General features: G+C 48.4%; 8 protein-coding genes and 1 pseudogene. All 9 read right to left on the minus strand.

From position 1 onward, the window contains the following. Positions 1 to 255: 255 nt before the first annotated feature. Positions 256 to 1,008 (minus strand): annotated as a pseudogene (locus tag PMG25_RS15635) (polyketide synthase); the annotation flags it as partial. Then, positions 996 to 1,760 (minus strand): enoyl-CoA hydratase/isomerase, encoded by a 765-nt coding sequence (locus PMG25_RS15640; RefSeq protein ID WP_283767830.1) that lies wholly within the window; start codon positions 1,758 to 1,760, stop codon positions 996 to 998. The pseudogene PMG25_RS15635 and the gene PMG25_RS15640, both read right to left, overlap by 13 nt. Positions 1,761 to 1,762: 2 nt before the next feature. After that, positions 1,763 to 3,022, minus strand: a complete 1,260-nt coding sequence (locus PMG25_RS15645; RefSeq protein WP_283767831.1) for a hydroxymethylglutaryl-CoA synthase family protein — start codon at positions 3,020 to 3,022, stop codon at positions 1,763 to 1,765. Between the two features lie 112 nt (positions 3,023 to 3,134). Then, the gene (locus PMG25_RS15650) at positions 3,135 to 4,490 is read right to left on the minus strand and encodes a beta-ketoacyl synthase N-terminal-like domain-containing protein (protein WP_283767832.1); all 1,356 of its coding nucleotides are present in this window, start codon (positions 4,488 to 4,490) and stop codon (positions 3,135 to 3,137) included. A 184-nt stretch (positions 4,491 to 4,674) separates the two neighbouring features. Then, positions 4,675 to 4,914: an acyl carrier protein gene (locus PMG25_RS15655; RefSeq protein ID WP_283767833.1), complete on the minus strand. Its 240-nt coding sequence runs from the start codon at positions 4,912 to 4,914 to the stop codon at positions 4,675 to 4,677. Positions 4,915 to 4,923: 9 nt separating this feature from the next. Then, a complete protein-coding gene (locus tag PMG25_RS15660; protein ID WP_283767834.1) occupies positions 4,924 to 8,820 on the minus strand; it encodes a type I polyketide synthase in 3,897 nt (1,298 codons plus the stop codon). Positions 8,821 to 8,847: 27 nt separating this feature from the next. Continuing rightward, a complete protein-coding gene (locus tag PMG25_RS15665) occupies positions 8,848 to 14,799 on the minus strand; it encodes a type I polyketide synthase (RefSeq protein WP_283767835.1) in 5,952 nt (1,983 codons plus the stop codon). A 138-nt stretch (positions 14,800 to 14,937) separates the two neighbouring features. Beyond that, the gene (locus tag PMG25_RS15670) at positions 14,938 to 19,278 is read right to left on the minus strand and encodes a condensation domain-containing protein (protein ID WP_283767836.1); all 4,341 of its coding nucleotides are present in this window, start codon (positions 19,276 to 19,278) and stop codon (positions 14,938 to 14,940) included. Continuing rightward, positions 19,275 to 25,784 (minus strand): type I polyketide synthase, encoded by a 6,510-nt coding sequence (locus PMG25_RS15675; protein ID WP_283767837.1) that lies wholly within the window; start codon positions 25,782 to 25,784, stop codon positions 19,275 to 19,277. The genes PMG25_RS15670 and PMG25_RS15675 overlap by 4 nt, the downstream gene beginning before the upstream one ends. Positions 25,785 to 26,163: the final 379 nt, after the last annotated feature.

The following is a 26,163-nucleotide window of genomic DNA, read 5'->3' on the forward strand; positions in this document are numbered from 1 at the left end:
TTCCCCGGATTGGAGTTGGGTTAAAATGTCTTCTTCGTTCTGAGTTTCTCCTAAGAGAAAAGATTCGGCAGCGTCTAGGGAAATTTCCCCGGATTGGAGTTGGGTTAAAATGTCTTCTTCGTTCTGAGTTTCTCCTAAGGGAAAAGATTCGGCAGCGTCTAGGGAGAGTTCCCCGGATTGGAGTTGGGTTAAAATGTCTTCTTCATCCGATGTTTTTTCCTGAACCAAGGATGCAGCGCTCGATTGATTTCCTTCCCCAAATCTGATATTAATCAACTCGGCAACTTCCGGTTGATGGAAGGTAATCTCATGCATGGCAACTTCTTGGGCAATGAGTGGGGGGAGTTTGCCGCGAAGTTCTGCGGTGAGATGTTCTTTGAGGGTGATGAGGGATAAACGGGGTTTTTCGGCGATCGCCTGCGCCATTTTTTGTGCATAATTTAATACTTTCTTTCGGGGCAAGACCGGAAACCCAATTCCGCGCTCTGCCAACTGCTTACCCCGATAATTCTCGGCCGTATACATCAGTTCTGCACCCAAACCCCCGCCCAATTTGTGGGGGACAATCAAGGTACATCCCATGCCTGGGGTAAACCCATATTTCATAAAATTGGTGGTATAAATACTTTCTTCACTCAACACCACCAAATCGGCATATAATCCCAACACAAAACCGCCGCCAATGCCATGACCTTGCATGGCTGAAATAACGGGCAATTTACAATCGAGAGCAATTCTAAAAAAATCTAAGTCATCAAACTTAATTTCCCGTCGATGAATACGAATGAGTTCTTCCTTTGTACCTCCAGAACAAAAATAGTTATCATAACCAGTTAAAATAACGACCTTGTAGGTTTCATTTTGGGCAATTGCACCAAAACACTCATAGAGTCCGTTAATCAAGCCGTGGGAAAAGGTATTGCGGTACTCCTGGTCTCTCATGGTGATTTGAACAACACCATTGCCCAATTCGGAGAGTTGAACGACTCCTGAATTTAGGTTTGCCATGGAAACACCCCCTCTTTAACATAGCGTCTAATGGTTTCTTGAATCTGGCGATCGCTCACTAACCCGGAAATCGTATTTACGGCTAGATCCTTGGTTTCATCATCCATAATCCACAGCTTTTGAGTATACTGCTTTAACCGTTGAATTCCCTCAGTCGGCAAATATTTCAATCGGCGAAAATATTGGCGTACATTCTTTTCAGCATCGGGGCTATATTCATCCACCAAACCCCATTGATGAGCCTCTGAGCTAGAAATTTCCTGGGTCGTTAATGCCAAACGATAGGCTTTATGAAATCCGACTCTGCGAATCAGAAAAGGCAACACACAAGCGGGTAATAGACCAAATAATAATTCAGATAACACAAACGTGGCAGTTTCATCGGCAATCACCAGATCGCTGGCTGCCACAAAACCCACTCCACCGGCTTGTACTTTTCCCCGTACCAATGAAATTACAACCTTACTATTTTCGGTCATGTAGCGGCAAATATTATAGTAGTTTTCGGAACTTTCCTTGGGGTCATCAGTTGGGTTTTCTGCAACCTCTTGGAAATCCATTCCAGTACAAAAAACATCTGGTAAGCCTTCCAAAACAATAATCTTAATCGACTCTTCTTGTTCCGTGGCTTGCAGAGCAGATAATAATTCTTCAGTCAGTTGGCTATTAATCGTATTTTGAGCTTCGGGACGGTAAAGCTGAATGCGCTTCACCGCCGGTTGATACTTGATTTTTAGGGTTTGGTAGTTCATGATTACACCCACTCATATTCCCGGTGAAACTCTTTAATTTGTTTGAGGACTAAGCGACCTGTGCCCTCAAAATTTTGCCAAACTTCTGGGAATAATTGATAATCTAACTGTACATTCCGAGTGCCAAACGCAACTAAACCACTATCGCGCAATAACTTTTCATATTGGTCAATATTTAAAGCGTATCGGTCAGATAAATGGGCCGCCATCCCCCGTTTAGATTGCAATTGTTGAGCTTCAGGGGTTACCACACCACTATAAAACTCGGAACAACATCCGGAACCATAGGAAAATAACCCAATGCGCTTAGGACTATGAAATTCTCCATTGTCAATGGTGCTGGCTAGGGATAACAAAATGGTGGCAGCAAGGATATTTCCCACCTGTTGACAATAGATTAAGCCCGGCATCACCCGACGTTGAAAATCGGCTTCAATAGCGGGTGGTTTTGCTCTTTTAAACTTCCGCATCATGCTCCGATGCGCTCCTTTAACCATTCCCCCAAAGGGAGCATGAAAACTGAGATAGCCAAAGCTGTTTTCATAATCCACATCTTCGACCCGTTCTTGATATTGAAGATAGGCATTTTCACAGCAATCTAAAAAGGAAAGGAGAGATAAATCTGCATCTCCGGCTTCTGAATCTGGGGTGGGTCTACAGGTGTCCATGACTTCATAACCATAGTAGCCATTACAGCCTATATCGACTTGAAAAACTTTGGGGTTATCGCTCACTAAAATAGCAACCGCGCCAGAGCCATTACTCGGTTCTGCATAGGAAGCATCATCACTAAGTCCTTCTCCTCCTTCTTCGATAATAAATCGGGAGAGGTCTGTGGCGATCACTAAGGCTTTGGCTCCGGGAGAAGTTTGGGCTAAAATAAAGTTTAAAGCCATCTGAAATCCAGCCGTACTGGAATAACAGGCTTGCTTGAGTTCAAACATGCGACAATTGCGATTGAGTCCTAGATAATCGTGGATGTAGGTACTCATGGATTTACCGAAATCAATCCCGGATTCGCTGCAAGTAATGACTAATTCGATCCGTTTTTTTTCTGAGTCTGTTAACTCATCAATAATGGGTTTGGCGGCATTGACGGCAAAGGAAACTGGGTCTTCATAGGGCATGGCCACACTCTTTTCTTTCATGAGTAAATTCTCGAACCGAGTGGGGTCTAAATCTCTAGCTTTCGCTAAAATTGCTACATCTAATTGAGCGGCTCCTCCATAGATATTTAGAGCTTCAATACCAACTGATTTCATGGGTTTTCCTAGGACTTTTGCAATGATTATACTATATCGTTTGTACTTAGTGAAGATGATATTAGTCAGTTAACGATCGCCCAAATTTCTACTATTGAATATTCATAATCTCCTATTTCACCTCCTTGTGGCCAAAAACGATCGCCGCATTCATGCCGCCAAAGGCAAAACTGTTACTGATGGCGTACTTGATTTCCGCAGGTATAGCAGCCTCGGTTACCCAATTCAAATTGGGGTCAATGGGATGAATCAGATTGTGAGTACCATGACAGCGCTGTGCTTTCAGTTGTAGCAGAGTGGCGATCGCCTCAACAACCCCTGCACCGGTTAAACAATGGCCGGTTAAGGACTTAGTGGAATTCACTAAAGCATGGGATAAACCAACACCTTTTAGGGCGGCTGCCTCCGTTCTATCTCCCAGGGGAGAACTGGTTCCATGGGTATTTACATAATCAATTTGTTCGGGTTGCAAATTTGCCATCGTTAACGCTGCCTGCATCGCTCTTTCTTCTCCCGCTTGGGAGGGGTCAGTGGCGCGATTGCCATCTAGGGCTAATCCCCAGCCTAAGAGGGTTCCATGCACCTTACAGCAGTTGTCAAGATCCCCCCAACCCTTACTAAGGGGGGCAGTCGTGAAAGTCCCCCTTTCTAAGGGGGATTTAGGGGGATCGGCGCTCGCAATCTCCTCTGCTGTAATCTCCCGCAGATTCGCCCGCTCTAGCACCAACACGCCGCAGCCTTCTCCATAAATAAATCCATCATGGTCTTGGTCAAAAGGGCGACAGGCTAACTCTGGCCGATCGCTAAACTTATCGCTGCCCATGGCTCCCAAATTTCTCAATCCCTGACATTCCCAGGATGACAAATCAAACAGCGCTCCCACAGCAATACTGACATCGGTTTCCCCCGTGAGAATCTGACGGGCGGCGTGGATAATGGCTAAGGCTCCACTGGCTGAAGCGCAACCGACGGTATAGCCTTCGCCTCGGATGGGAAAACATTGGGACAAAATGCCCACCATATCCGTATCCCACACCGTTAAGCCATAAGTGGGGCGGATAAATTGAGGTTTAGATTGATACTTTTGCCAGAGTTCCTGCTGCGATCGCTGCTGAAAATTGGAGCCACCCACCACCAAGCCGATCCGTTCCGGGTTCACGATTCCAGAACTAATAGCTGTCTCTAATTTCGCATCCTGCCAAGCCTCAGAGAGCGCCAACGTTGCCACCTGGGAACTCCAACTCGCTGTTCGCAACAGTCCCCGATGCTCCGGGAGCTTGGACTGGATATCGAGATCCGGCAATTCCGCCCCCAAAAACGGCTCTGCTCCTTCCCTTCCAGGGCGTTTCAGATAGCCAAACGCCGTTTTCTGTTCAAACAGAGCTTGAGTAAAATCGGGAATGGTTTGGGCGATCGCCGTTAAAACCCCCATTCCCGTAACATTTATTCGAGTCGGCAACTGCACCATTAGATCAATTAAAAATTAAAAATTAAAAATTAAAAAATTTCAGGTCGGCGACAGCCGAAGAAATTAGATCAAATTTGGTTAAACCCTTGTCATTGCGACCGAAGGGAAGCAATCGCTAAGATTCGGAGATAATCGAGATTGCTTCATTCCGCTTTGCTCCATTCGCAATGACATTGACAACACCCTACAACTTCGCCACAAACAAATCAGCCAACTCACCAATATTCTTAGCGCCAGCCAACTCCACACGCGGAATATTCAGATCCAAATCCTCCATCACCATCATCAAAATTTCCGCCCGATTCACCGAATCCACCCCTAAACTTTTCAAGCTATCCGTCGGCTCTAGGGGCGCATCTTCCAATTCTGGAGCCACTTCGCGGGTATACTTTCTAATCAAACTTAAAATTTTATCCTTATCCATAATCATCTCCTAAAGTTTAGCCTCTTGTTTTAAGGTTTGAATCATTTGATTGGCCACAGCAACTGATAGCTCTTTTCGAGCCACCTGATTTAAGATTGCTCGCAATTTCTGCCGCGCTTCTTCTGGAGAAGGTTTAGCCGCTACCGGAGCAGTTGCAGTAGCTATCGGCTTGACCTCTACTTGCGGTTGAGAAGGAGTCGGAGCAGGTTGGCTCGGCATCGGAGAAACCCTTGCTGCACTAGCCGAACCCGATCGCGAAATTTCTCCCCCAATATAAGTTGAAAAATCGAGCAAAGTAGGATAATCATACAACTTCGTGGCCTTGATATCCAAATTGTAAGTTTTATTAATCGTGTTAATCCATTCCACACCCACAATGGAATCTAAACCCAAATCAATAAACTTCTGATCTTCCCCAATTTCATCCAATTCCAGATACAGAGCCTCCGCTAACTGGGCTTTCAGCGTCTGCATAATTTCCCCACTATTCACTTGCACCGTAGGCGCGGGAGCCGTTGCTGGAATTGCTGGGGTTTCCGGAGTTGCCGGGGTTGCTGGGGTTTCCGTGGGAGCAACTCCCGTCTTGCCTAATTCCTGGCCAATATAAGCCGTAAAGTCGCGCAAGTTGGGATAATCATAAAGCTTAGTGGCCTTAATATTTAAGCCGTAGGTTTTATTAATTGTATTAATCCATTCCACACCCACAATCGAATCTAAACCCAAATCAATAAAGGTTTGATCCTCTTCAATTTCTTCCGGCTCTAGATAGAGCGCTTCCGCTAATTGGTGTTTCAGTTTTTCTTTTAATTCAGTCATATCAATAGAAGGTTGGGGAACAGCAGGAACAGCAAGAGTTACCGGTTTAACCGTTTCCTCAGAAGCCGGTTTCGGCTCTAGATCTTGTGAGCTTATCGGCAGTAGAGATAACTTGATTTTGCGAGAAACCGGCGCTTCTTCGGGAGAATTTCTTTGCCATGAAGCCACCGTTTCCGGAGCAATTAACCGCAGTTTTCCCTTCTCCGATTTAGCCGCTAGAACCGGTTCGGGTTTGGGTTTGGGTGCAGGTTTGGGTGTGGTTTTCGCTTCAGCTACCGGTTCAGAAACTACTCTATCTTTAAACTCTTGTAAATCTGTAATCCAATAGCGCCGTCTTGTCCAAGCATAGGTAGGTAAGGTCACTTTCTGATAACCATAACCTTGGTCAAAAGTCAACCAATCGACCTTAAATCCTTGTACATACAATTGGGCTAAACTTTGCAGCAACTGCACCCAATCCGGTTTACCGGGACGCAAACTAGGCAGCCAAGTTTTTTTCGACCCCATTAAACATTCCCGACCCATGCCCAATAAAATCGGTTTGGGGCCAATTTCTAGGAAGATTTCCACCTCCTGTTCTGCTAACACTTTCATGCTGGGATAAAACTGCACCGGTTGGCGAATATGATCGACCCAATATTGAGCAGTGGTAATACTAGAGTCCGCTAATTGTCCCGTGAGATTAGAAACCATGGGAATGCGCGGGGTTTGATAATTAATGCCTTTTGCCACCGCTTCAAATTCCCCTAACATGGGTTCCATTAGAGCCGAGTGGAAGGCGTGGGAAACTTGCAGCGCTTTGGTTTTAATTCCTTCCGCTTCTAGTTTAGAACTGATGGATTCTAAGGCTTCTTTTTCTCCCGAAATAACCGTACTTTCCGGGCCATTGAGAGCGGCAATACTGACTTTTTCCCCAAACGACTCCACTAAGGGACGGACGTTCTCCTGGGAAGCCATCACCGACACCATGCCACCTCCAGCCGGGAGTTGCTGCATCAGTCGTCCTCGTGCCGAAATGAGCTTGAGTCCTTCTTCTAAACTCCAGACTCCGGCAAGGGTTGCGGCTACATATTCTCCCACACTGTGACCCATGACCACATCGGGTTCAATGCCCCAAGATTGCCAGAGTTTGGCTAAGGCATATTCGATGGCAAATAATACGGGTTGAGTGTAGGCGGTTTGATTGATTTCTTCCCCGGTTTCGGTGTCTGGATAGAGAATGGAAAGTAGGGGTTTTTCCAATTCAGAATTTAATAGCTCATTGCATTCTTGAATTACCTGCTGAAATACGGGAGAGGTTTCATAGAGTTCCCGTCCCATATTGATATATTGGGAACCTTGTCCGGTGAATAAAAAGGCGATTTTTGGGCCGCGTGTAATGTTGCCTAACTGATTACGATAAACTCCGGGAAGATCGTCTTCACCGGACTGTAATTTGTGCAGTTTTTTCACACAGTCTTCTTCACTTTTGACCACTAACGCCAAGCGATGATTAAATTCGGTGCGTCCGGTGTTGGCGGTATGGCAAACATCGCCTAATTTAAACTCTCGATTCGCTAAATCTTGGTGATAGCGGCTGATGAGCGCGTCTAGGGATTTTTCGCTTCTGGCGGATAGGGTTAAAACTTGAGTGGGGCGCTTAAAGGGTGGTTCTTTCCCTTCGACTTTACCTCGACTCCGCTCGGTAACCACGCTCAGGGAACTGAGTTGGGGGGCTTCCGAGAGAATTACATGGGCATTGGTTCCGCTCATGCCAAAGCCACTAATTCCGGCAATTCTTTCCTGTTCTCCGCGTGCCCAAGGAACTGATTTTGCTAATACTTTGAGGGGCATTTTATTCCACTCAATCCGGGGATTGGGTTGCTTAAAATGGAGGTTGGCGGGGATTTCTCCGTGTTGTAGAGAGAGGATAATTTTAATCAGTCCAGCCACGCCAGCAGCCGCTTCTAAGTGGCCCACATTGGTTTTAACTGCTCCCAACATCAGGGGGTTGTCTTTGTCGCGATTTTGACAGTAAACTTCATCTAATGCCTTGACCTCTAAGGGGTCACCGAGGGAGGTTCCTGTACCGTGACATTCCACATAACTGACCTGTGAGGGGTCAAGTTTGGCACTTTTCAGCGCTTGGCGAATCACCTTTTTCTGCGCTTGTTGGTTGGGAACGGTGAGGCCGCTACTGGGGCCATCATGGTTGATGGCGGAACCGCGAACTAGGGCTAAAATGCGATCGCCATCCCGAACCGCATCCCTCACTCGTTTTAATACCAACATCCCGCAGCCTTCTCCGCGAGCATATCCATCTGCACTCGCGTCAAACGTCTTGCAGCGACTATCGGCAGCTAAAGCCCGTCCCTTACAAAATCCATGGGTTACGGAGGGATGGAGCATCAGATTCACCCCTCCCGCCAGGGCCAAGTTACATTCCCCTAGGCGTAAACTTTGGGCCGCCAAATGTACCGTAACCAAAGACGATGAACAAGTGGTATCGAGGCAGAACGTCGGCCCTTGCAGTCCCAAAACATAGGCAATGCGACCGGCAGTAATATTCATGGCCGTCCCAGTTCCGAGATAAAAATCCGGTAACTGATTCACGGAGATATCCGAGCCGACTCTAGCGTAGTCATTAAAACATTGACCCACATAAACCCCGGTCTCCGTATTTTTCAGGCTTCTGGGGGCAATTCCCGCATGTTCTAAGGCTTCCCAACTCACTTCCAAGAGCAGGCGCTGGGAAGGGTCCATTTTCGCCGCTTCTAATCCGGAAATCCCGAAAAAGGCGGGTTCAAATTGATCTACCTTTTGCTCTAGGAAATACCCTTGACGGACATACATTTTCCCCGGTACTTCTGGGTCTTCGTCATAGTAGCGGTCAATATCCCATCGGTCTTTAGGAATCTCACACCGGGCATCTTTGCCAGTTTTGAGCATGTCCCAATAGGCTTCTGGACTCTCTCCCCCTCCCGGAAATCGGCATCCCATGCCTATAATGGCGATCGCCTCGCTTTTGGATTCTTCAATTTGATTCAGTTTGGCGATCGCCTGGCGAACCGCTACGAGAAGGCGTTGTTCTTTAGAAAGTTGACTGTCCATAAATTTTTAATTTTTAATTTTTAATTTTTAATTGATAAGTTGATAGAGTTCGGTTAGGGCTTGGTCAATTGAGCGGTCTAGATCTTCTCCTGATAATTGGCTAATTTCTAGCATTAACTGCTCCGTGTCAATCTCAGAAACCGCTTCTTCGGATTGAGTTTCCACCGCTTCGAGTTTGGGAATCACCCCATCCACATAACCGGCCAATTCTTGAATATTGGGATACTCAAATGTGGCCGTTGAGGACAGGGAAATGCCTAAATCGTTTTGGATTTTTTGGGCTAAATCAATGGTCATCAGGGAATCTAGACCCAGGTTAAAGAAGCCCTCTTCCGGGTCGGGCAAATCTTTGGGTCGCCTCAAAACCTTGGCCACCGTGGTGGTGAGATAGTCCAGAAGCATCAGGTGGCGGCGATCGCCCGATGCGGCTTTTACCTGCTCTAAAAATTCCCGTAACCTCGGGCCAGAGGACGTGCCCAGATTTGCCAGATCGAATTGACCCGCAATTTCAGCCAGCATCGGAGGCAATTGATTAATCCCCATTTGGGTCAGGAATTGGGGCCAGTTCACCGGGAAAACAGCCATCTGCGTAGGTGCAGGTGTAAGGGCGGGTTCACTCAATTTTTGGTCTTCCGTAGGGGCGGGTTCACCCAATTTTCGGTCTTCCAAGCGAGATCCTTGTGTTTCATGTCGCGAAGCGAAACCCGCCCTTACAGAACCCATTCCTAATAATTCCTCAAATGCTTGCAGACCTTGTTCCGAGGGAATCATTTGAATCCCTTGATCTGCCAAACGATTTTGTTGCTGGGCCCCCATGCGAGCGGCCAGACCAATATTGGCCCACGGCCCCCAGTTAATACTCAGTCCCGGTAATCCTAGACTACGACGATAGGCGGCGATCGCATCTAGAAAGCCATTGGCAGCCGCATAATTCCCTTGACCGGGGGAACCCAACAGGGACGTAATAGACGAGAAACAGACAAAGAAATCTAACGGCAGATCTTTAGTAAATTGATGTAAATACCAAGCTCCCGCCACTTTCGGAGCCAACACTTGGGTAAACCGCTCCCAAGTCATTTGTTGCAACACCCCATCATCCAATAATCCAGCCGCGTGAATCACACCCTTGAGTGGGGGCAACTTTTTAATCTGCTTAAATAGATCGGCCACATCGGATTCTTGGCCCATATCGCCTAAGATTACGGAGACCGTGACCCCGGTTTCTTCTATGTTCTGAATCGTTTCCTGGGCAAGGTTGGAAGGGTTGGAGCGTCCGGTTAAGATCAGGTGTCCTGCTCCGTTGCTGGCTAACCATTGAGCCAGTTCTAAACCCAGCGATCCTAATCCTCCCGTAATCAGATAAGACGATTCTGCGGCCTCCGTAGGGGCGGGTTCACCCAATTTTTGGTCTTCCAAGCGAGATCCTGGTGTTTCATGTCGCGAAGCGAAACCCGCCCCTACAGAACCCGCCCTTACACCAAACGATAATTGGGTGAAACCGCCCGTACTGTCTACCTGTCCCCTCACCATCCGCATCACCTGACGCTCTCCATTGCGATAGGCGACCTGATTTTCTCCATCTGCGCTTCCTGAGCGGAGTCGAAGGGCGGATAACAGCTCTGTAATTAAATCCGTTTCTGGACTCTTGGCACTGGGATCTAAATCCACACAGCGACAATTGAGTTCTGGATGTTCCATGGGAATGACCTTACCCAGACCCCACAACAGCGAAGATAAGGGAGCGACTAGAGATTCTTCTCCCACCTGCTGCGCTCCTTGGGTGATCAGCCAGAGGGGGGGCAAGTCATTGACTGATGGGGAACTTTGCAACAGGTGCAGAATACTGGCACAGGTTAGCTCTTGCATCTGAGCCATCCCAGGAGATGGAGATTTACCGCGCTTTTTCTTCTTCGGCAGTCCATGGGTTTCGGCTAAACTCCACAGATGCAGGATGCCCAGTAGGTTCTCCTCCTGAGCGCGAACCCCATCCAACCATTGGCGAAAGTCTTCTACTGCTGTTGGTTGCAGTTGATAATGATGGTCGTCGATTTGCTGATAGCTGTCTCCGGGATAGGCGAGAATGGCGCTGTATCCGTTTTCGCTGAGGACTTTCGAGAGGCGATCGCCCCAAGTCTGATTGGGCGCTAACACCAAATAGGTTCCCGTTTTCTCCTGTGTCTCCACAGCCGGTTCCGTTACATCGGGGAGCGCCGCACTGAGCGCAGCCGAAGTGTCGGAGGGTTGCCATTGCACCTGATAGTACCACTCATCCAAATCCAAGCCGAAACTCTTCAACAGCAACTTACGGCTCAGTTCCCGGAAGTCAATACCGATATACTCCGCCACCACTTCACCGGTTGAAGTGAGTAAAACCGTGTTGCCGCGCAATTGTCCCGGACTCAGAAACTCATCAATTTTGGTGTAATACCACAATTGTTCATTTTTGTCAATAGTCCGCAAAAAACGAAAGCTGTCAGCACTTGTAAACGCATAGGCAGCCGGTTGCGTGGACTCTGAACCATTCTCAGACTCTTTAGAAACCGAAAGCAGCGCCACGGGCACAATTCCCGCATCCACCATTCCCGGATGGGGCCAATATTCATCCATCTCCGGATGACTCGATGGGGATTTGAGCTTAATTAACCCTTCTCCATCACCCAGATAAGCCTCTTCTGTCCATTGGAAGGTTGTGCCTAATGTAAACTGTCCGTCTAAGGGGTCAAGGACAGCCGAGTAATACTCACTACTGGACAAATGGCGCGGACATCGGGATTTAATCGCCTCTAAATCCATCGCTTCCCGGTTTAATTCTGAGGGTTTAGGCGCTCTGATCTTAGCTTTGGTATGCACAATCCAATCGGCGGACGGGTCACTTTCACTACCCGCAATGCAACTAATTAATTGATACTCATATTCACCAGGGTTACCTTGCAAGGCGACTTGCAGCGATCGCTCGTCATCTCCTCCCAAAATCTGCATAAACTCAATGTCATCTAAAACACAGGCTTCGCGCTTCAGAGAGTCTTGACCTGCCAACAAACCCATGACAATATGGGAGGCTCCCGCAACCACCACTTTGCCATAGTAGCGGTGATCTTTGACATAGGAGGGAAACTCCGGACTAAAGTAAGTTTGAAAACGCACCTGATCCGTCAACGGTAAGGGGAACTTTTGACCTAGGAGAGTGGGGGAATGGGGGAATGGGGGGATGGGGGAATGGGGGGATGGGGAGATATTGGGTAAACCCGCCCCATTATTTCCTCGGCTGGCGAAGGGTTCGATCCAATACCGTTCCCGTTGGAAGGGATAGGTGGGAAGTACGAGCTTTTTCCGGCTGTATTCGGCATCGAATTCTACCCAATCAATGTTTACGCCTTGCCCATAGAGTTCGCCTAAACTGGATAGCATCTGCTCCCAGTCCTCGACTCCCGAACGCAGAGAGGGCAACCAAGTCCTGTTCCTTCGACTCCGCTCAGGAACCTCTGGGGGTAAACATTTACGCCCCATGCCCAGGAGAATGGGTTGCGGCCCCACTTCGAGAAACAGGTCATATCCTTGTCGGTGCAAGGTTTGCATACTTTGGGCAAACCGCACCGGTTGACGCACATGATTGACCCAATATTGAGCAGTGGTAATACTGGCATCGGCTAGGGTTCCGGTGACGTTGGAGATTAAGGTAAGCTGCGGTTGCTCGTAGGTGAGTTCTTTCGCCACGGCTTCAAACTCGGCTAACATCGGTTCCATCAGGGGAGAGTGGAAGGCGTGGGAGACTTGCAGCGCTTTGGTTTTAATGCCTTCCGCTTCGAGTTTGGCGCTAATTTCGGCTAATGCGCCGTTGTCTCCAGAGATGACCGTACTTTCTGGGCCGTTGATGGCGGCGATCGCCACTTTCTCCCCATATCCACTCAACAATGGCTCAATCTTCACCGTGGAAGCCATGACAGAAACCATACCACCGCCCGCAGGCAACTGTTGCATCAACTGACCCCGCGCTTGAATCAGTTTTAACCCATCTTCCAGGCTGAACACGCCCGCAATGACCGCAGCCACATATTCTCCTACGCTGTGACCCATAACAGCAGAGGGTTCAACCCCCCAAGACTGCCAGAGTTTAGCGAGGGCATATTCCACCGCAAACAGGGCGGGTTGGGTATAAGCGGTTTCATCTATTGCAGATTTCTTGGGCTTTCTCCCCCGTTTTTTCTTATACAGATCGGGATACAGAACTTCGAGTAATGAGGGTTTTAGGTCGAGCAGTTCATTGCACTCATCCAGAGCATCCCGGAATACGGGAGAATTTTGGTAGAGTTGCAACCCCATATTTTCTGCTTGCGACCCTTGTCCGGTAAACAAAAAGGCGATTTTGGGGGCGGTAGGGGCGGGTTTCAAACCCTCCCCTACACCATCATCGAGGGATAATTTTTCCGCTAACTCTTGGGTGTTGGTTGCAGTCACAGCCAAACGATAGGGGAAAGGAGCGCGTCCCGTATTGGCGCTATAGCAAACATCGGCTAGATTGACATCCGGGTTCTGTTGCAGATAATTCTGATAATTGGCGGCTGCATCTATCAAGGCTTGCGGAGTCTTTGCAGAAAGAGCCAGGAGATGTGCCGGTCTGTCGAGTTCATTCTCTTCTTTCTCCACGGGTGGCGGTTCTTGCAGCACCAGATGGGCGTTGGTTCCCCCGACTCCGAACGAACTTACCCCAGCGCGACGGGGAAGCTGTTCGGTTTCCCAGGGAGACAAAGCAGTATGGACATAAAAGGGACTATTGTCAAAGTCAATTTGGGGATTGGGGCGATCGAAGTTTAGACTGGGGACTAGGGTCTGATGCTTGAGACACAACGCTGTTTTAATCAACGAGACTACACCAGCAGCCGTGTTTAAGTGTCCCACATTGGTCTTCACTGAACCAATGGCACAAAACTGTTTTTCGTCGGTTTCCGCAGAGAACACGCGGGTGAGTGCTTCTACTTCAATAGGGTCGCCGAGCTTGGTTCCCGTACCATGGCTTTCTAGATAGGATATCGTACTGGGATCGATATCGGCGATCGCCTGCGCTTCAGAAATGACGGCGGCTTGTCCTTCTACACTGGGCGCAGTATAGCCCAATTTTAACGAACCATCATTATTAATCGCCGATCCTTTAATCACCGCATAGATCGGATCGCCATCATCAATAGCATCTTGTAACCCTTTCAACAGAACGACTCCAACCCCATTGGCAAACACCGTTCCTTGTGCCTTCTCGTCAAAAGCACGACAATGGCCATCGGGAGATAACACCATCCCCTCTTGATACAGATAGCCCACTTCTTGGGGCACTTGAATCGAAACGCCCCCCGCTAAAGCCATGTCACATTCCCCATTGAGAATACTTTGACAGGCTAGATGAACCGCGACGAGGGAGGTGGAGCAAGCGGTTTGCACATTAATGGCCGGCCCGGTTAAATTCAGTTTATAGGCGACTCTAGTGGCCAAATAGTCCTTATCATTAGCCACCATCTGCTCAAAGGAACGACTGCTGAGGACAATAAAATCCTTTTCTCCTAAGTGGGACATCAGATAAGTCGGCAGTCCACTCCCCGCATACACCCCAATCGAGCCATCATAGACTTCTGGATTATACCCCGCACTTTCGATCGCCTCCCAAGAACATTCCAGAAACAATCTCTGCTGGGGGTCGAGTTCTTCCGCTTCCCTGGGAGAATAGTTAAAAAACTGGGCATCAAAGCGATCGATATCTTCAATTGAACCACTCGCTTTAACATAGTTTGGGTTACTGAGCAAGTCTTTTTCAATGCCCGATTTTAACAGTTGAGATTCCGATAAAAAGGAAATCCCCTCTACGCCATGTTTTAAGTTGTGCCAAAACTCATCGATAGTTTTGGCCCCCGGAAACCGCCCCGACATGCCAATAATGGCTATATCATTTTCATCAATGGGATAGTCTTCAGTTTGATTTAAGTCGCTGGTCATTTTAGTTTTTCTTTATATTTTTTCTATTGGTAGTTAGTAATTTTGGAATGGGGAGAAACCGGGTTTCTAGCAAGTTTGGCTCCTATCCGAGATTCTGGAAGAAACCCGGTTTCTAGTCTCCCCATCCCCCCATCAGGTCTATTCCCTTGCAGAAGCCCGGTGTTTCTTCCTGGCGCTGCTGCGATCTTTTTTGGCTTTGGCTTTTTCTAACCGTTTGGTTAACCGTTTTTCGTTGCTCACTTTTGCAGTTTTAGCCGCCGTTTTTTCTGATCCACTGCTGCTCATATATTCGCTTAGAGCATGGATGGTGGGATAGGCTAAAAGATCGACGACTTTTAAGTTCAGATTGAATTGCTCTTGCAATTTACTATAGACCTGAACCAACAACACCGATTTACCGCCCAATTCAAAGAAGTTATCATGAATACCCACGGTTTCCAACTGAAGCACTTCGCACCAAATTTTAGCAATGGTTTGCTCGATTTCATTGCCCTCTAGGGCGGCCGGACTGCTGGATTCTGGGGTTAGAGTTGCCAGGTTGCGGAGTTTCTTGCGGTCAATTTCGCCACTCTGGGTTAAGGGCAATTCCGGTAACTGAATGAGAGCGGAGGGGCTGATAAACGTGGGATGACCAAGGAGGTCGGGCACGTTCAAACCCTGTAAATGTAAGTCGGGAGTCTTAGACGTAAAATAAGCTGCCAACTGATGCAAGGTGTAACATTCCCCATGGTCATCCTGGGGTTGATGCTCCGGTGTCTCTAAAATATACGTGCCGTCGCCTTTCTCCGTGGCGATGAAGGTATGGGGGGCATCCTTGGCATTTTCCGGCATCTCTGGCAGTCCCAAGCGCTTACCCAGTCCAATGCGGGCGGGTTTGCCGGTGGCTCCTTTGGGAATCGATTCCATCCACACCAAACACTCCGGCAACCACTGGAACTCAATCTCTTTTTGTTGCAAAACAAACTGACGCAGAGCGGCTAAGGAAGGGCGCTTGGTTTCACCGGGAGCCAGGACAATGGCCGCGCCAACGACTTCTCCCCACAGTTCATGGGGTGCAGCAAACACCACCACCTGACCGACAGCCGGATGTTGTTGCACAATATCTTCAATCATCATCGGGCTGATCTTCTCGCCACCCCGGTTAATGATTTCCTTGAAGCGACCGACGAGATACACATAGCCGTCTTCATCGATGTAGCCCTTATCGCCCGTTCGCAGCCAACCGTCAATAAAGGCTTCTTCATTGGGGTTATAGTCCATCCAGTCGCGCAACTCGTACCCGGAGGTGACACAAGCGCCGCGTACCATGACTTCCCCTTCGGCGAAGGGGGGCAGGATCTTCAGTTTGGGTTTACCTTTGCCAGTTTCGTCTACTTCCCCGATAATCAGTTTTGGCCCAGCCGCTTGACCCACGGAACCCCGCCGAGACAAGCCCTTACCCACTTGGGGACTGCAAATGGGCATGGATTCGGTCATGGCGTAGGTGGGCAGAATTTCGCAGTTGAAAACCTCGGCCATGCGTTCGGCAATGGTAGGCAGGAGAGCCGCCGAACAGTTGCGGATCAGTTTCAGGGAATTGGGGGGAGGGCTGCCAGTTTTGGCGATCGCCTCTTCTGCATACTCTAAAATAGCCTGGTGCATGGTGGGAACGGCTGAATACCAGGTGGGTGCGGGTCTGCCATCCCCTGGCTTGAGCCACTCAAAGAAGCCTTCAACGCCGTTATCTGCGCCATAGAGTCCAGGGGTGCAAATGACACTCGCTCCCGCCAAGAAGGTGGCCAAAATATTCACGGATAAGCCATGAATATGGAACAGGGGCATAACGTTGATACAGGTGTCTTCTGGGGTAATGGCGATCGTGCGGCTGATGGTGAGCGAGCCTGCGGTGAGGTTGCCATGGGTGAGGGGGACGGTTTTGGGCCGTTTGGTTGTGCCACTGGTGTGCAAGACGAGGGCAACATCATCCCGGCTCGGTTTTTTCGGTGTGACGGGTTTGACTTTGGTCTTTTTGCTGGTGACTTCTTCTAGGGTATAAAGTCCGCAAACGTCGGGGTCGGGAATGAGTTCGATGACGCGCACATTCACGCTTTCGGCACAGGCTTTGAGTTTGTCGTTCTCAGTTTCTCCCCGTTTGAGAATCAGGGCAACGGCGCTTAGGTCTTCTAGTTCAAAGAGGACATGCTTTTCGGTTAAGGCGGGGTTGATGGGGGCAAAGACGCATTCTTGAGCCATGGAGAGGAAGGCTAGAGCGGCTTCCGGCCCGTTGGGGAGGGCAGAACAGACGCGATCGCCTAATTTAATCCCCAATGCACTCAGACTGGCATTTTCGGGCCGCTTCTGCACAAAGCTCTTGAGTTCTGCATGGGTGAGAGGCTGGCGGTTATCCGTGCTGAAAATGGCAGGGTTTTCTGTTCCGGGCAGTAAGTCCACCCAGGTGTCAAACTCCGTTGATTCAGCAATCTCATCAACTTCGCAGGTTTTGGGGGGGAGGGCGGGTTCACCAAGATCTCGTTTAGGAGACGAAGATGTGGGTAAACCCGCCCCTACATCCCCCGCGTCTTCACGGGCGACGGTGTAGGTGGTGCGGGGTTGGGTAATGACGGCAACTTGTTCGATGTCGGGATGCGATCGCAACTGTTCTTCCCAGCGAGCGATCACCTCAGCATCCAGGATTTCCAGTTGGCTTAAAGCGGCTTCATCTAAATCCCCAGATGGGGCTTTCGGTAGCGTAGAAACCGGCACATAGGCATCGGGCAGTAAAGTGAGAGCGGATTGATTCAGCGTAGAGCGGAGTTTATCCACCACAAACGGGTCATCGACGACTACATAGGCAATTTTCTGGTTATCTTGGAATAAAACCGCACATTCTTTAACCTCCGGTTGGGCAGTTAATGCGGTTTCTAGGAGCGATCGCACCTTCTCTTGACTATGAATTTCCCCTTTATGAGTCTCTAGTGCTGGAGAGAGGAGGAAGTTTTTCAGAGCAGTTTCTGGTGCATTGAGGGCCGTTTCCAACATGAGGAGATAGGAATCAATGAAACCAGAAATAGTCTCTTCAGTAAATAACTCAGAGCTATAGGTCAATGACCCTCTCAACTCCCCTTCAATCTTAATAAGTGTAAAAAATAAATCAATATCAGCCGGTAATTTCTCCTCAATAGATGTGGTCGTAATATTGTTATAAGTGGGCGCTTCTTCACCCACATCAATATAGTCAAAAAACAGTTGAAATAAGTTCTTATAGCTTTGATTTCCTGCTGGCTGAATGAATTCGCTCACATAATTGAGAGGAATATGTTGATGGGTATAACCTTCTAAAGTGGTCTCTTTAATATGAGCGAGTAAATTCTTAAAGGTCAACTTATCTTCAAGCTTGGCCCGCAATACCATGATGTCGGCAAAAAAACCGATCGCTTTTTGGGTTTTTGCTTGGGAACGACCTGATACTGGAAAACCGACAACAATATCTTTTTGCAGAGAATATTGATAAATAAGGAGATAAAAAACCGAGAGTAAAACAACAACCGGGGTAACATTATTCTCTTGAGCAAAATCCTGGAGTGAATTCGCAATTGAGGAGGGAGCTTGAAAATATTTTTGAATTCCTCTGGTTTGCACAATGGTGGGTTGAAACACATCGATCGGAACCGGATAGAAGCTAGGAGGATCGGTAAGTTTTTGCTGCCAATAGGCTAATCCTTTCTCTAAAACTTCTCCCTGTAACCATTCTCGTTGCCAACTTGCATAATCAGCATATTGAATTTCTAATTCAGGAAGAGGGTTGGCTTCTTTTGATAAGGTAGCATCATAGAGTTTCAACAACTCTTGAGAGAATAAATCTTGAGATAAACCATCGGTAATAATGTGATGAAATACGCAAATTAATACCGCTTCTTTTTTGCCCAATTGCAACAGAGTAACGCAAAACAGAGGCGCTTGGGACACATCAAACGATTGACGAATTGCCCGATCGACTTGCTCTTGAATAACCGCTTGCTTCTTCGACTTGCTTAGTTTTTCATAGGTTTCGATGACCAGATTGACCTCTAGACTCGGTAAAATATCTTGCACCAAACTCCCTTCAACCCAGGCAAACTGGGTTCTCAGGGTCTCGTGGCGTTCCACCATTTGATCTAAGCTATACTGAAGTTTATCGGCATCAATTTTACCTTCAATCCGCAGGGCTTGGCAAAGGTTCAGCGCTGCACTATCGCTCATGAGCTGGCTAACCATCCACAACCGCTCCTGCTGATAGGAGACGGGAAGTTTACCCTGCCTCTCCCTGGGAACCAGGGGAAGGGAATTTTCTGTGGATTTCTTTTGCAGAAGTTTTAACAGATCTGGCTTATTTTCCGAGAGCAGTTCTCGCATTTCGGCTGTTAAGGCTCCTTTGGGGGCGCGGATTTTCAGCTCATCCCCTTCGCAAGAGAGTTTGATGCCCGCACTGTTCGCTTTTGATAAAATTTCTGTGAGATTCATAGAGTGATTTCCTCCATATCTTCTTCTGGGCTATCTTCAGTGAGCGAATGGTCTACAGCGCTAAGTTGCTCTAATAATAAGTGCTGAGTGACCCATTGGGCAATCTCAAGAATACTAATTCCTTCAATCAGTTTAGGAATGGGAATATCGACCTCCAGTTGTCGCTGGAGTAGGTTGCGTAATTCCACCGCCATCAGGGAATCAAGTCCCAACATGGTGAGGGGTTTTTCAGGATCGATTTTTCCGTCTTTCATGCCTAAAAGATGGGCAATTTTCGGTTCGAGTAGACTTAAGAGCAGATCCTCTCTTTCCGCGCTGGGGACAGCTTGGAGTTGGTCGAGTAAGCGGTTTTCTTCGGCTTGGTTTTCTGCCTCGGTTTCCTCCTGACTTTCTTCATGGACGCGAGAGCTAAATTTCTCGAAGGTGGCGTGTTTTTGCTGCTCAGGCAGTTGGCGCAGGAAGTTGGGCCACTCCACGGGAACGACGGCCATTTGCGCTTCGCTGGCTGATAGGAGTTCGGATATGGCTCGCATTCCTTCTTCGGGGTCGAGCGATCGCAGTCCACTCTCTTCTAAACGCTGTTGCAGTTCTGCGCTTAAATTCGCGGCCATGCCCACTTTACCCCAGGGGCCCCAGTTAATGGTAAGCGCAGGTAACCCTAATCCTCGCCGATAATGGGCGATCGCATCCATAAAGCTGTTAGCGGCTGCATAATTACTTTGTCCGGCCGATCCAAACAGGGAAGCAATAGAGGAGAAGCAGATAAAGAAATCTAGGGGTAATTCTTGGGTGAGTTGGTGTAAATGCCAGGTTCCCAGGACTTTGGGAGCCATGACTTTGGTAAATTGCTCCCAAGTCAGGCTTTGCAGTAGTCCGTCGTCTAAAACTCCGGCTGCATGGATAATGCCTTTGAGTGGGGGTAAGATTTGGGCAATTTGCTCTAGGAGTTGGCTGTTATCTTTGGCTGTGGAAATATCCGCCGCCACGGTGGTAATGGATGCGCCCATATTTTCAAGTTGGGCAATTTTCGCTTGAGCCGTTTCCGACGGTGAACGACGGGAGGTTAACACCAGGTGGGTGGCTCCTTCCTTAACCATCCACTCGGCAATTTCTAAGCCTAATGCTCCTAACCCCCCGGTAATGAGATAGGTGGCTTGGGGTTTGATCGTCACTTCCCTGGGTTGTTCGGGTAGGGAAATGACCACTTTGCCGATATGCTTGGCCTGTTGCATATGGCGGAAGGCTTCTTTAATGTCTGTGCTGGCAAAGGTTTGGTGAGGCAGGGGGTTGAGGGTTCCGTTTTCCCATTGGGGAGCCAGAGCGTTGCCCAGTTGAGTGACAATATCCGGTTGCGCTGTCGCCACTTCTCCCAAGTCAAAGGGGAAGTATTGCACATCGGGGCGTTTGGCTTTGACTTCTTCGGCACTCCAAATGCCGATTTTACCAATTTCTACAAAGCGCCCCTTGGGGGCTAGGATCTCTAGACTTTTATCGATGAAGTCCCCATTCAGGCTATTGAGGACGACGTTAACCCCTTTGCCTTGGGTTTTGTCCTGGATCTGTTGGGCAAAGTCGAGGGTACGGGAGTTCATAATGTGGTGAATGCCCAAAGATTTGAGGAAGTCCCATTTTCCAGGGCTGGCGGTGGCGAAAATTTCGGCTCCGGCAGCTTGGGCAATTTGTACGGCGGCTTGACCGACTCCTCCGGCAGCAGAATGGATTAAGATCTTATCCCCAGCTTTGAGTTTTGCCAATTCCTGCAAGCCATAGTAGGCGGTGAGGAAGGTTAAGGGCAGGGTCGCCGCTTGGGTGAAGTTCAGGGGTTTGGGTAGGGGTATCACCCGGTTAGCGGGGGTGGTCAAGTAGCTACTAAAGCCATCATTGAGTAAGGTGGCCATGACGCGATCGCCGATTTTCCATTCGCTCACCCCTTCCCCTACGGCAACAATGGTTCCCGCACATTCAAAGCCAAAGGTCAATTCATCGGCATGGGTGATGCCCAAATGTTCAGCATAGTAGTCTTTGAGCATTCCCAAGGCGTTGAGAACATCGCGGAAATTCAGTCCGACGGCTTTCACTTCAATTTCGACTTCTCCCGCGACTGGGGCACGACGTTCTAGGGTTTCCCAGGTGAGGTTGTCGATGGAGCCGTATTCAGAGAGTTTCAGTTGTACCGGTTGCCTGTCGTGGCTCTCTGGCGTTTTCCGGTGTTCCAACCGCGCCACATAGCGCTGTCCCTGACGCAGGGCAATTTGATCGTCGGGGTTCTCACTGAGCAACTCGGCCGCTAAACCGGGAATACTGGACTCGATGGCGGTATTGGGATCGAGGTCAATGCGCCGACAGTTGAGTTTGGGCTGTTCGAGAACGAGCGATCGCCCCAAACCCCACACTGTTGCATACTGAGGTTGAGTAACTTCCGTAGCATCAAGAACGTTTTGAGTTCCTTGGGTAACCAGCGACAGCAGGGGGTTGATTTTCGCTTGATTGAGAGCTTGCACCAGATGGAGGATACTAGCGAGATGGGTAAGGGCGGGTTCACCCATTTTTTGGTCTTCCAAGCGAGATCTTGGTGAACCCGCCCCTACGCGGACTTCTGCTGTTGCCCACAAATGGACAATACCGGTCACATCGGGATGATCCTGGAGCAATTTTTGATAGTGTTCCTTCTCCGTCGGGTTGATTTGATAGTGGGGGGTTTTGAACTTGCGGAATTTTTTACCCGCCGAGATCCAAATACAGGTTTGTTCCTGGGGTTTGAGTGCTTTTTCTACGGCTTCGGCTAGTTGTCCATTGGGAGCAAAGACGAGCCATTTACCCGGTTGCGCTTCCGGTTGATATCTTAAGGGCATCTCTTCCCAACTGAGCCGGTAATAAATTTCGCCTAAACCGGGTTGCAAGCTCCGCAGGAGTGCTGAGGCCGTGGTGGCGACCAGGGTGAGTCCTTTGATCTCGACTAAGAGGGTTCCTTGGTCATCTGCTAGGTTAATGTTGCCTTTTCCGGTTTGAGGATCGAGTTCGGCGATCGCCCAGACCTTCGCCCCAGGACGATGATAGAGGGTAAGCTGGTCAATACCGATGGGTAGATAGGTAACATCGGGTTGGCTGCTCTCCATGGCTTGCCCCAGAACTTGGAAGGCCGCATCGAGCAGAGCCGGATGAAGATGATACTCTTTCAGGTCTTCGGTCACTTCCCCCGCCAGTTCAAGCTTGGCGCGGATTTTGCCGTCTCCTGTCCAGAGTTGCCGCACCCCTTGGAAGCTTTCGCCGTAGTCTAGACCCCTCTGTTGATACTGGTGGTAATGGTCTTGACAGGTGATTTCTGTGGTGCAAGTTTTTTCCAGTTCCTTGAGATCAACTTGACATTGAGAGGCTGATGTGCTATGCAGCAATTTCCCCTCGGTGTGCAATGTCCAGGTGGGATCATCTCGATCGGCCGAGGTGCTGTAGATCTGGAACTGGTAGCGCTGTTTGCTGATCGGGGTAACAAGGGTTTGTACCCGCTTAACCTCGTTTTCCGGGAGTAGTAAGCCCTGTCTGATGGTCACTTCTTCGACGACTAAGTGATGGGCATTGAAGAGTTCTTTGGCGCAGGCGATCGCCATTTCCAGGTAACCGGTAGCGGGAAAAATGGCGCGATCGAACACTCGGTGATCTTTGAGATACCCTGGAGAAGTTTCTGCCAGGTAAGATTCAAAGCGCTGTTGATGGTCAATTCCTGCTAACAGAAGTTTCTCCCCCAGCAAGGGATGGAGGACTTTACCGGTAATGAGGTTTTGTTTGGGTTGGATGGGTTGGGATTCGATCCAATACCGTTGGCGATCGAAGGGATAGGTGGGTAAAGAGATTTTTGTATACTGGTGTTCTGAGTAAAAGCTCGACCAATTCACGGAGCATCCTTGCACATAGAGTTCCCCTAAACTGGCGAGAATTTGCTCTTCTTCAGCAACTTGCGGACGCAGAGACGGCAGCCAACTGCCCACTCCATCGGCTACGCACTGCCGCCCCATGCCCAGTAAGATGGGTTTGGGCCCAATTTCCAGGAAGGTTTTACACCCCTGTTGCTCTAAGGTTGCCATGCTTTGGGCAAAGTAGACGGGTTGGCGAATGTGGGTGAGCCAGTAGTCGGCGCTGGCAATTTCTTGGGCGATCGCTTCCCCGGTAACATTAGAGATCAGGGGAATATTGGGTGAATGAAAGTCAATTTCTTCAGCAACTGCCCTAAATTCTGCCAACATCGGTTCCATGAGGACAGAGTGGAAGGCATGGGACACTTGCAGTTGTTTGGTTTTGATGCCCATTTTCTCACAGTGGGCAATAACTGCTTGCACAGCTTTTTGTTCCCCAGAAAGCACGATACTATTGGGGCCGTTGTAGGCAGCAATTTCTACCGGTTTTTTGGTCTTCACTTGCGCCAGCAGTTCGCTTACCTCCGACTCTGTGGCTAACAAGGAAACCATTTCGCCCCCAGGGGGAAGTTGCTGCATTAACCGCCCCCGCGCAGCGATCAGTTTCAGTCCATCTTCCAGGCTAAAGACTCCGGCGATACAGGCGGCCACGTATTCTCCCACACTATGACCCATGACCCAATCCGGTTGAATTCCCCAGGATTCCCACAGTTTAGCTAGGGCATATTCCACAGAGAACAAAGCAGGTTGAGTGTATTCGGTTTCGTGAAGTGTCTCCGCATACTTGGGGTTGTAAAGCAGGTCGAGTAAGGAGGGTTTTAGATAGGGTTTGAGGAGTTTGTTGCAGGTCTCTAAAGTATCTTTGAATACGGGTTGACTTTCGTAGAGTTCTTTACCCATGTTGGGGTACTGAGAGCCTTGTCCGGTGAAGAGGAAGGCGATCTTTGGGGCTTCGCCAAAAGCTTTCCCCCGAATAACGGCGCTATTATCGGGCTGTTTGAGGAAGAGGTTGAGTTGCTGTTGTAGTTCTTGGGGGGTTTTAGTGGCGATCGCCAATCGTTCCGGAAAGTTAGATTCCCGCCCTTGATGCAGGCTATAACAGAGGTCGGCTAAAGATGTTTTCGGATTCTTTTTCAGATAAGTTTGATAGCTTTTAACCAGGTTCTCTAGGGACGTTTTGCTGTGGGTCGATAAATTGAAAAGATGATAACCCGATGAAGGTTTTACCAAATGTTTTAAGGGGTTTCTCGCCCGACGAGGAGCTTCTTCGACGATCACATGGGCATTAACTCCACCAATGCCAAAGGAACTGACTCCGGCTCGACGGGGGATTTTTTTACCGGATTCAGTTTTCAGTTTCTTCCACTTCTGGGTTTTGTCAATGATATAAAATGGACTATCTTGAATTTTGATGCGAGGGTTGAGTCCATTGAAGTTGACAATTTTAGTTAGTTTCTTATGTTGAAGCGATAGCAGAATTTTGATAAATCCGGCGATTCCTGATGCTCCTTCTAAATGGCCAATATTGCTTTTAACCGCTCCTAAGCCACAGTAGAACTTTTGGGCTGGTACTTTATATTCCTGGTACAGTTGCCGAAAGCTGCGTTTGAGGGCATTGATTTCAATGGGGTCTCCTAACGGGGTTCCTGTACCATGGGATTCGATGTAGGAAATGGTGTCTGGGGAAATATTGGCTTTACTATAGGCAGTACGCAGGACTTGGGCTTGGGCGTAGACGTTGGGCGAGGTGAGTGTCCGCGCTTTGCCTCCATGGTTAACTGCACTACCTTTGATGACCCCATAAATACGGTCTCCATCGGCGATCGCCTTATCCAAGGGTTTCAATAAGACCATCCCGGCCCCTTCTCCCCGTACATATCCATCAGCGTCTTGGTCGAAGGTTTTGCATTGACCTGTAGGAGACAACATGCCTTGTTGACTCATTTGTACATAGGTGGTTGGAGTAAACAACACACTAATTCCACCTACCAGAGCCATTTCACATTCTGACTCTTTAATGGCATTCATCGCATAATGAATGGCCACTAAAGAACTGGAACAGGCGGTATCTATCGGTATGCTTGGCCCATGAAAATTAAAGAAGGACGAAATCCGATTGGGAATCATACAACTCCAAGTGCCTGTTCCACTATGTCCCTCAATTTTTTCTTGGTTCTGATTCATTAAGAGGATTGAATCATAGTTACAAGCACCAATAAAAACACCGGTCTGACTTCCCGATAACTCTCTAGCCGAATAGCCAGCATCTTCTAGACAAGACCAGCTTAATTCTAATAACAGTCTCTGCTGTGGATCGACGTTCTTGGCTTCCCTAGGCGAAATGCTAAAAAATTGAGTATCAAAGTCTTCAATCCCTTCTACAAACCCCCCCCATCGACTGATCGTTTTATTCGGCTCTTGCGGCGTAGGAGAATAATATTGATCGACATCCCACCTTTGCTTTGGAACTTCAGTAATGCTGTTAATTCCTTTCTCTAAATTTCGCCAAAACTGATTGTAGTCGTTGGCTCCTGGAAATCTACAGCTCATACCAATGACAGCAATTTCAGCAGACTTTCTATTTTTTCTATATTTCATCTGTTTTGGGGTGAACACGATACAAGATCAGACCAACAAAATCAATCAAAGCCTCATCCTAGAATAGTAGAGATTAAGTTTAATCCAGGATGAGGTTGACGTTAGTTATAGAATAAGAAAATATAGATGAATGTATTTTTTCATTTTGATATACCCTGATTTTTGATTCCATAAAACCCTAATTCCATTCGATCGATTAATCGTAGAGAATTTGATTTTACTCTCTAGAATTTAATTCTTGATCGATTGGGATTTTAGTGTACCATCTTATTATCAAGTATGGACTTCAGAACGCCGGGAGTAAAACCGTTTATGCTTGTCTTCTTTCTATACTTTGACTTTCTCCATAGATGGGTACTTGCTTGAGTGCCAAGCTCAA

It is taken from the genome of Roseofilum capinflatum BLCC-M114 (assembly GCF_030068505.1).
GTDB lineage: Bacteria > Cyanobacteriota > Cyanobacteriia > Cyanobacteriales > Desertifilaceae > Roseofilum > Roseofilum capinflatum.

What these genes read in the sequence shown, in the direction of transcription:
- PMG25_RS15640 (WP_283767830.1), bottom strand. Translation starts at nt 1,760, where the DNA reads ATGAACTACCAAACCCTAAAAATCAAGTATCAACCGGCGGTGAAGCGC.
- PMG25_RS15645 (WP_283767831.1), bottom strand. Translation starts at nt 3,022, where the DNA reads ATGAAATCAGTTGGTATTGAAGCTCTAAATATCTATGGAGGAGCCGCT.
- PMG25_RS15650 (WP_283767832.1), bottom strand. Translation starts at nt 4,490, where the DNA reads ATGGTGCAGTTGCCGACTCGAATAAATGTTACGGGAATGGGGGTTTTA.
- PMG25_RS15655 (WP_283767833.1), bottom strand. Translation starts at nt 4,914, where the DNA reads ATGGATAAGGATAAAATTTTAAGTTTGATTAGAAAGTATACCCGCGAA.
- PMG25_RS15660 (WP_283767834.1), bottom strand. Translation starts at nt 8,820, where the DNA reads ATGGACAGTCAACTTTCTAAAGAACAACGCCTTCTCGTAGCGGTTCGC.
- PMG25_RS15665 (WP_283767835.1), bottom strand. Translation starts at nt 14,799, where the DNA reads ATGACCAGCGACTTAAATCAAACTGAAGACTATCCCATTGATGAAAAT.
- PMG25_RS15670 (WP_283767836.1), bottom strand. Translation starts at nt 19,278, where the DNA reads ATGAATCTCACAGAAATTTTATCAAAAGCGAACAGTGCGGGCATCAAA.
- PMG25_RS15675 (WP_283767837.1), bottom strand. Translation starts at nt 25,784, where the DNA reads ATGAAATATAGAAAAAATAGAAAGTCTGCTGAAATTGCTGTCATTGGT.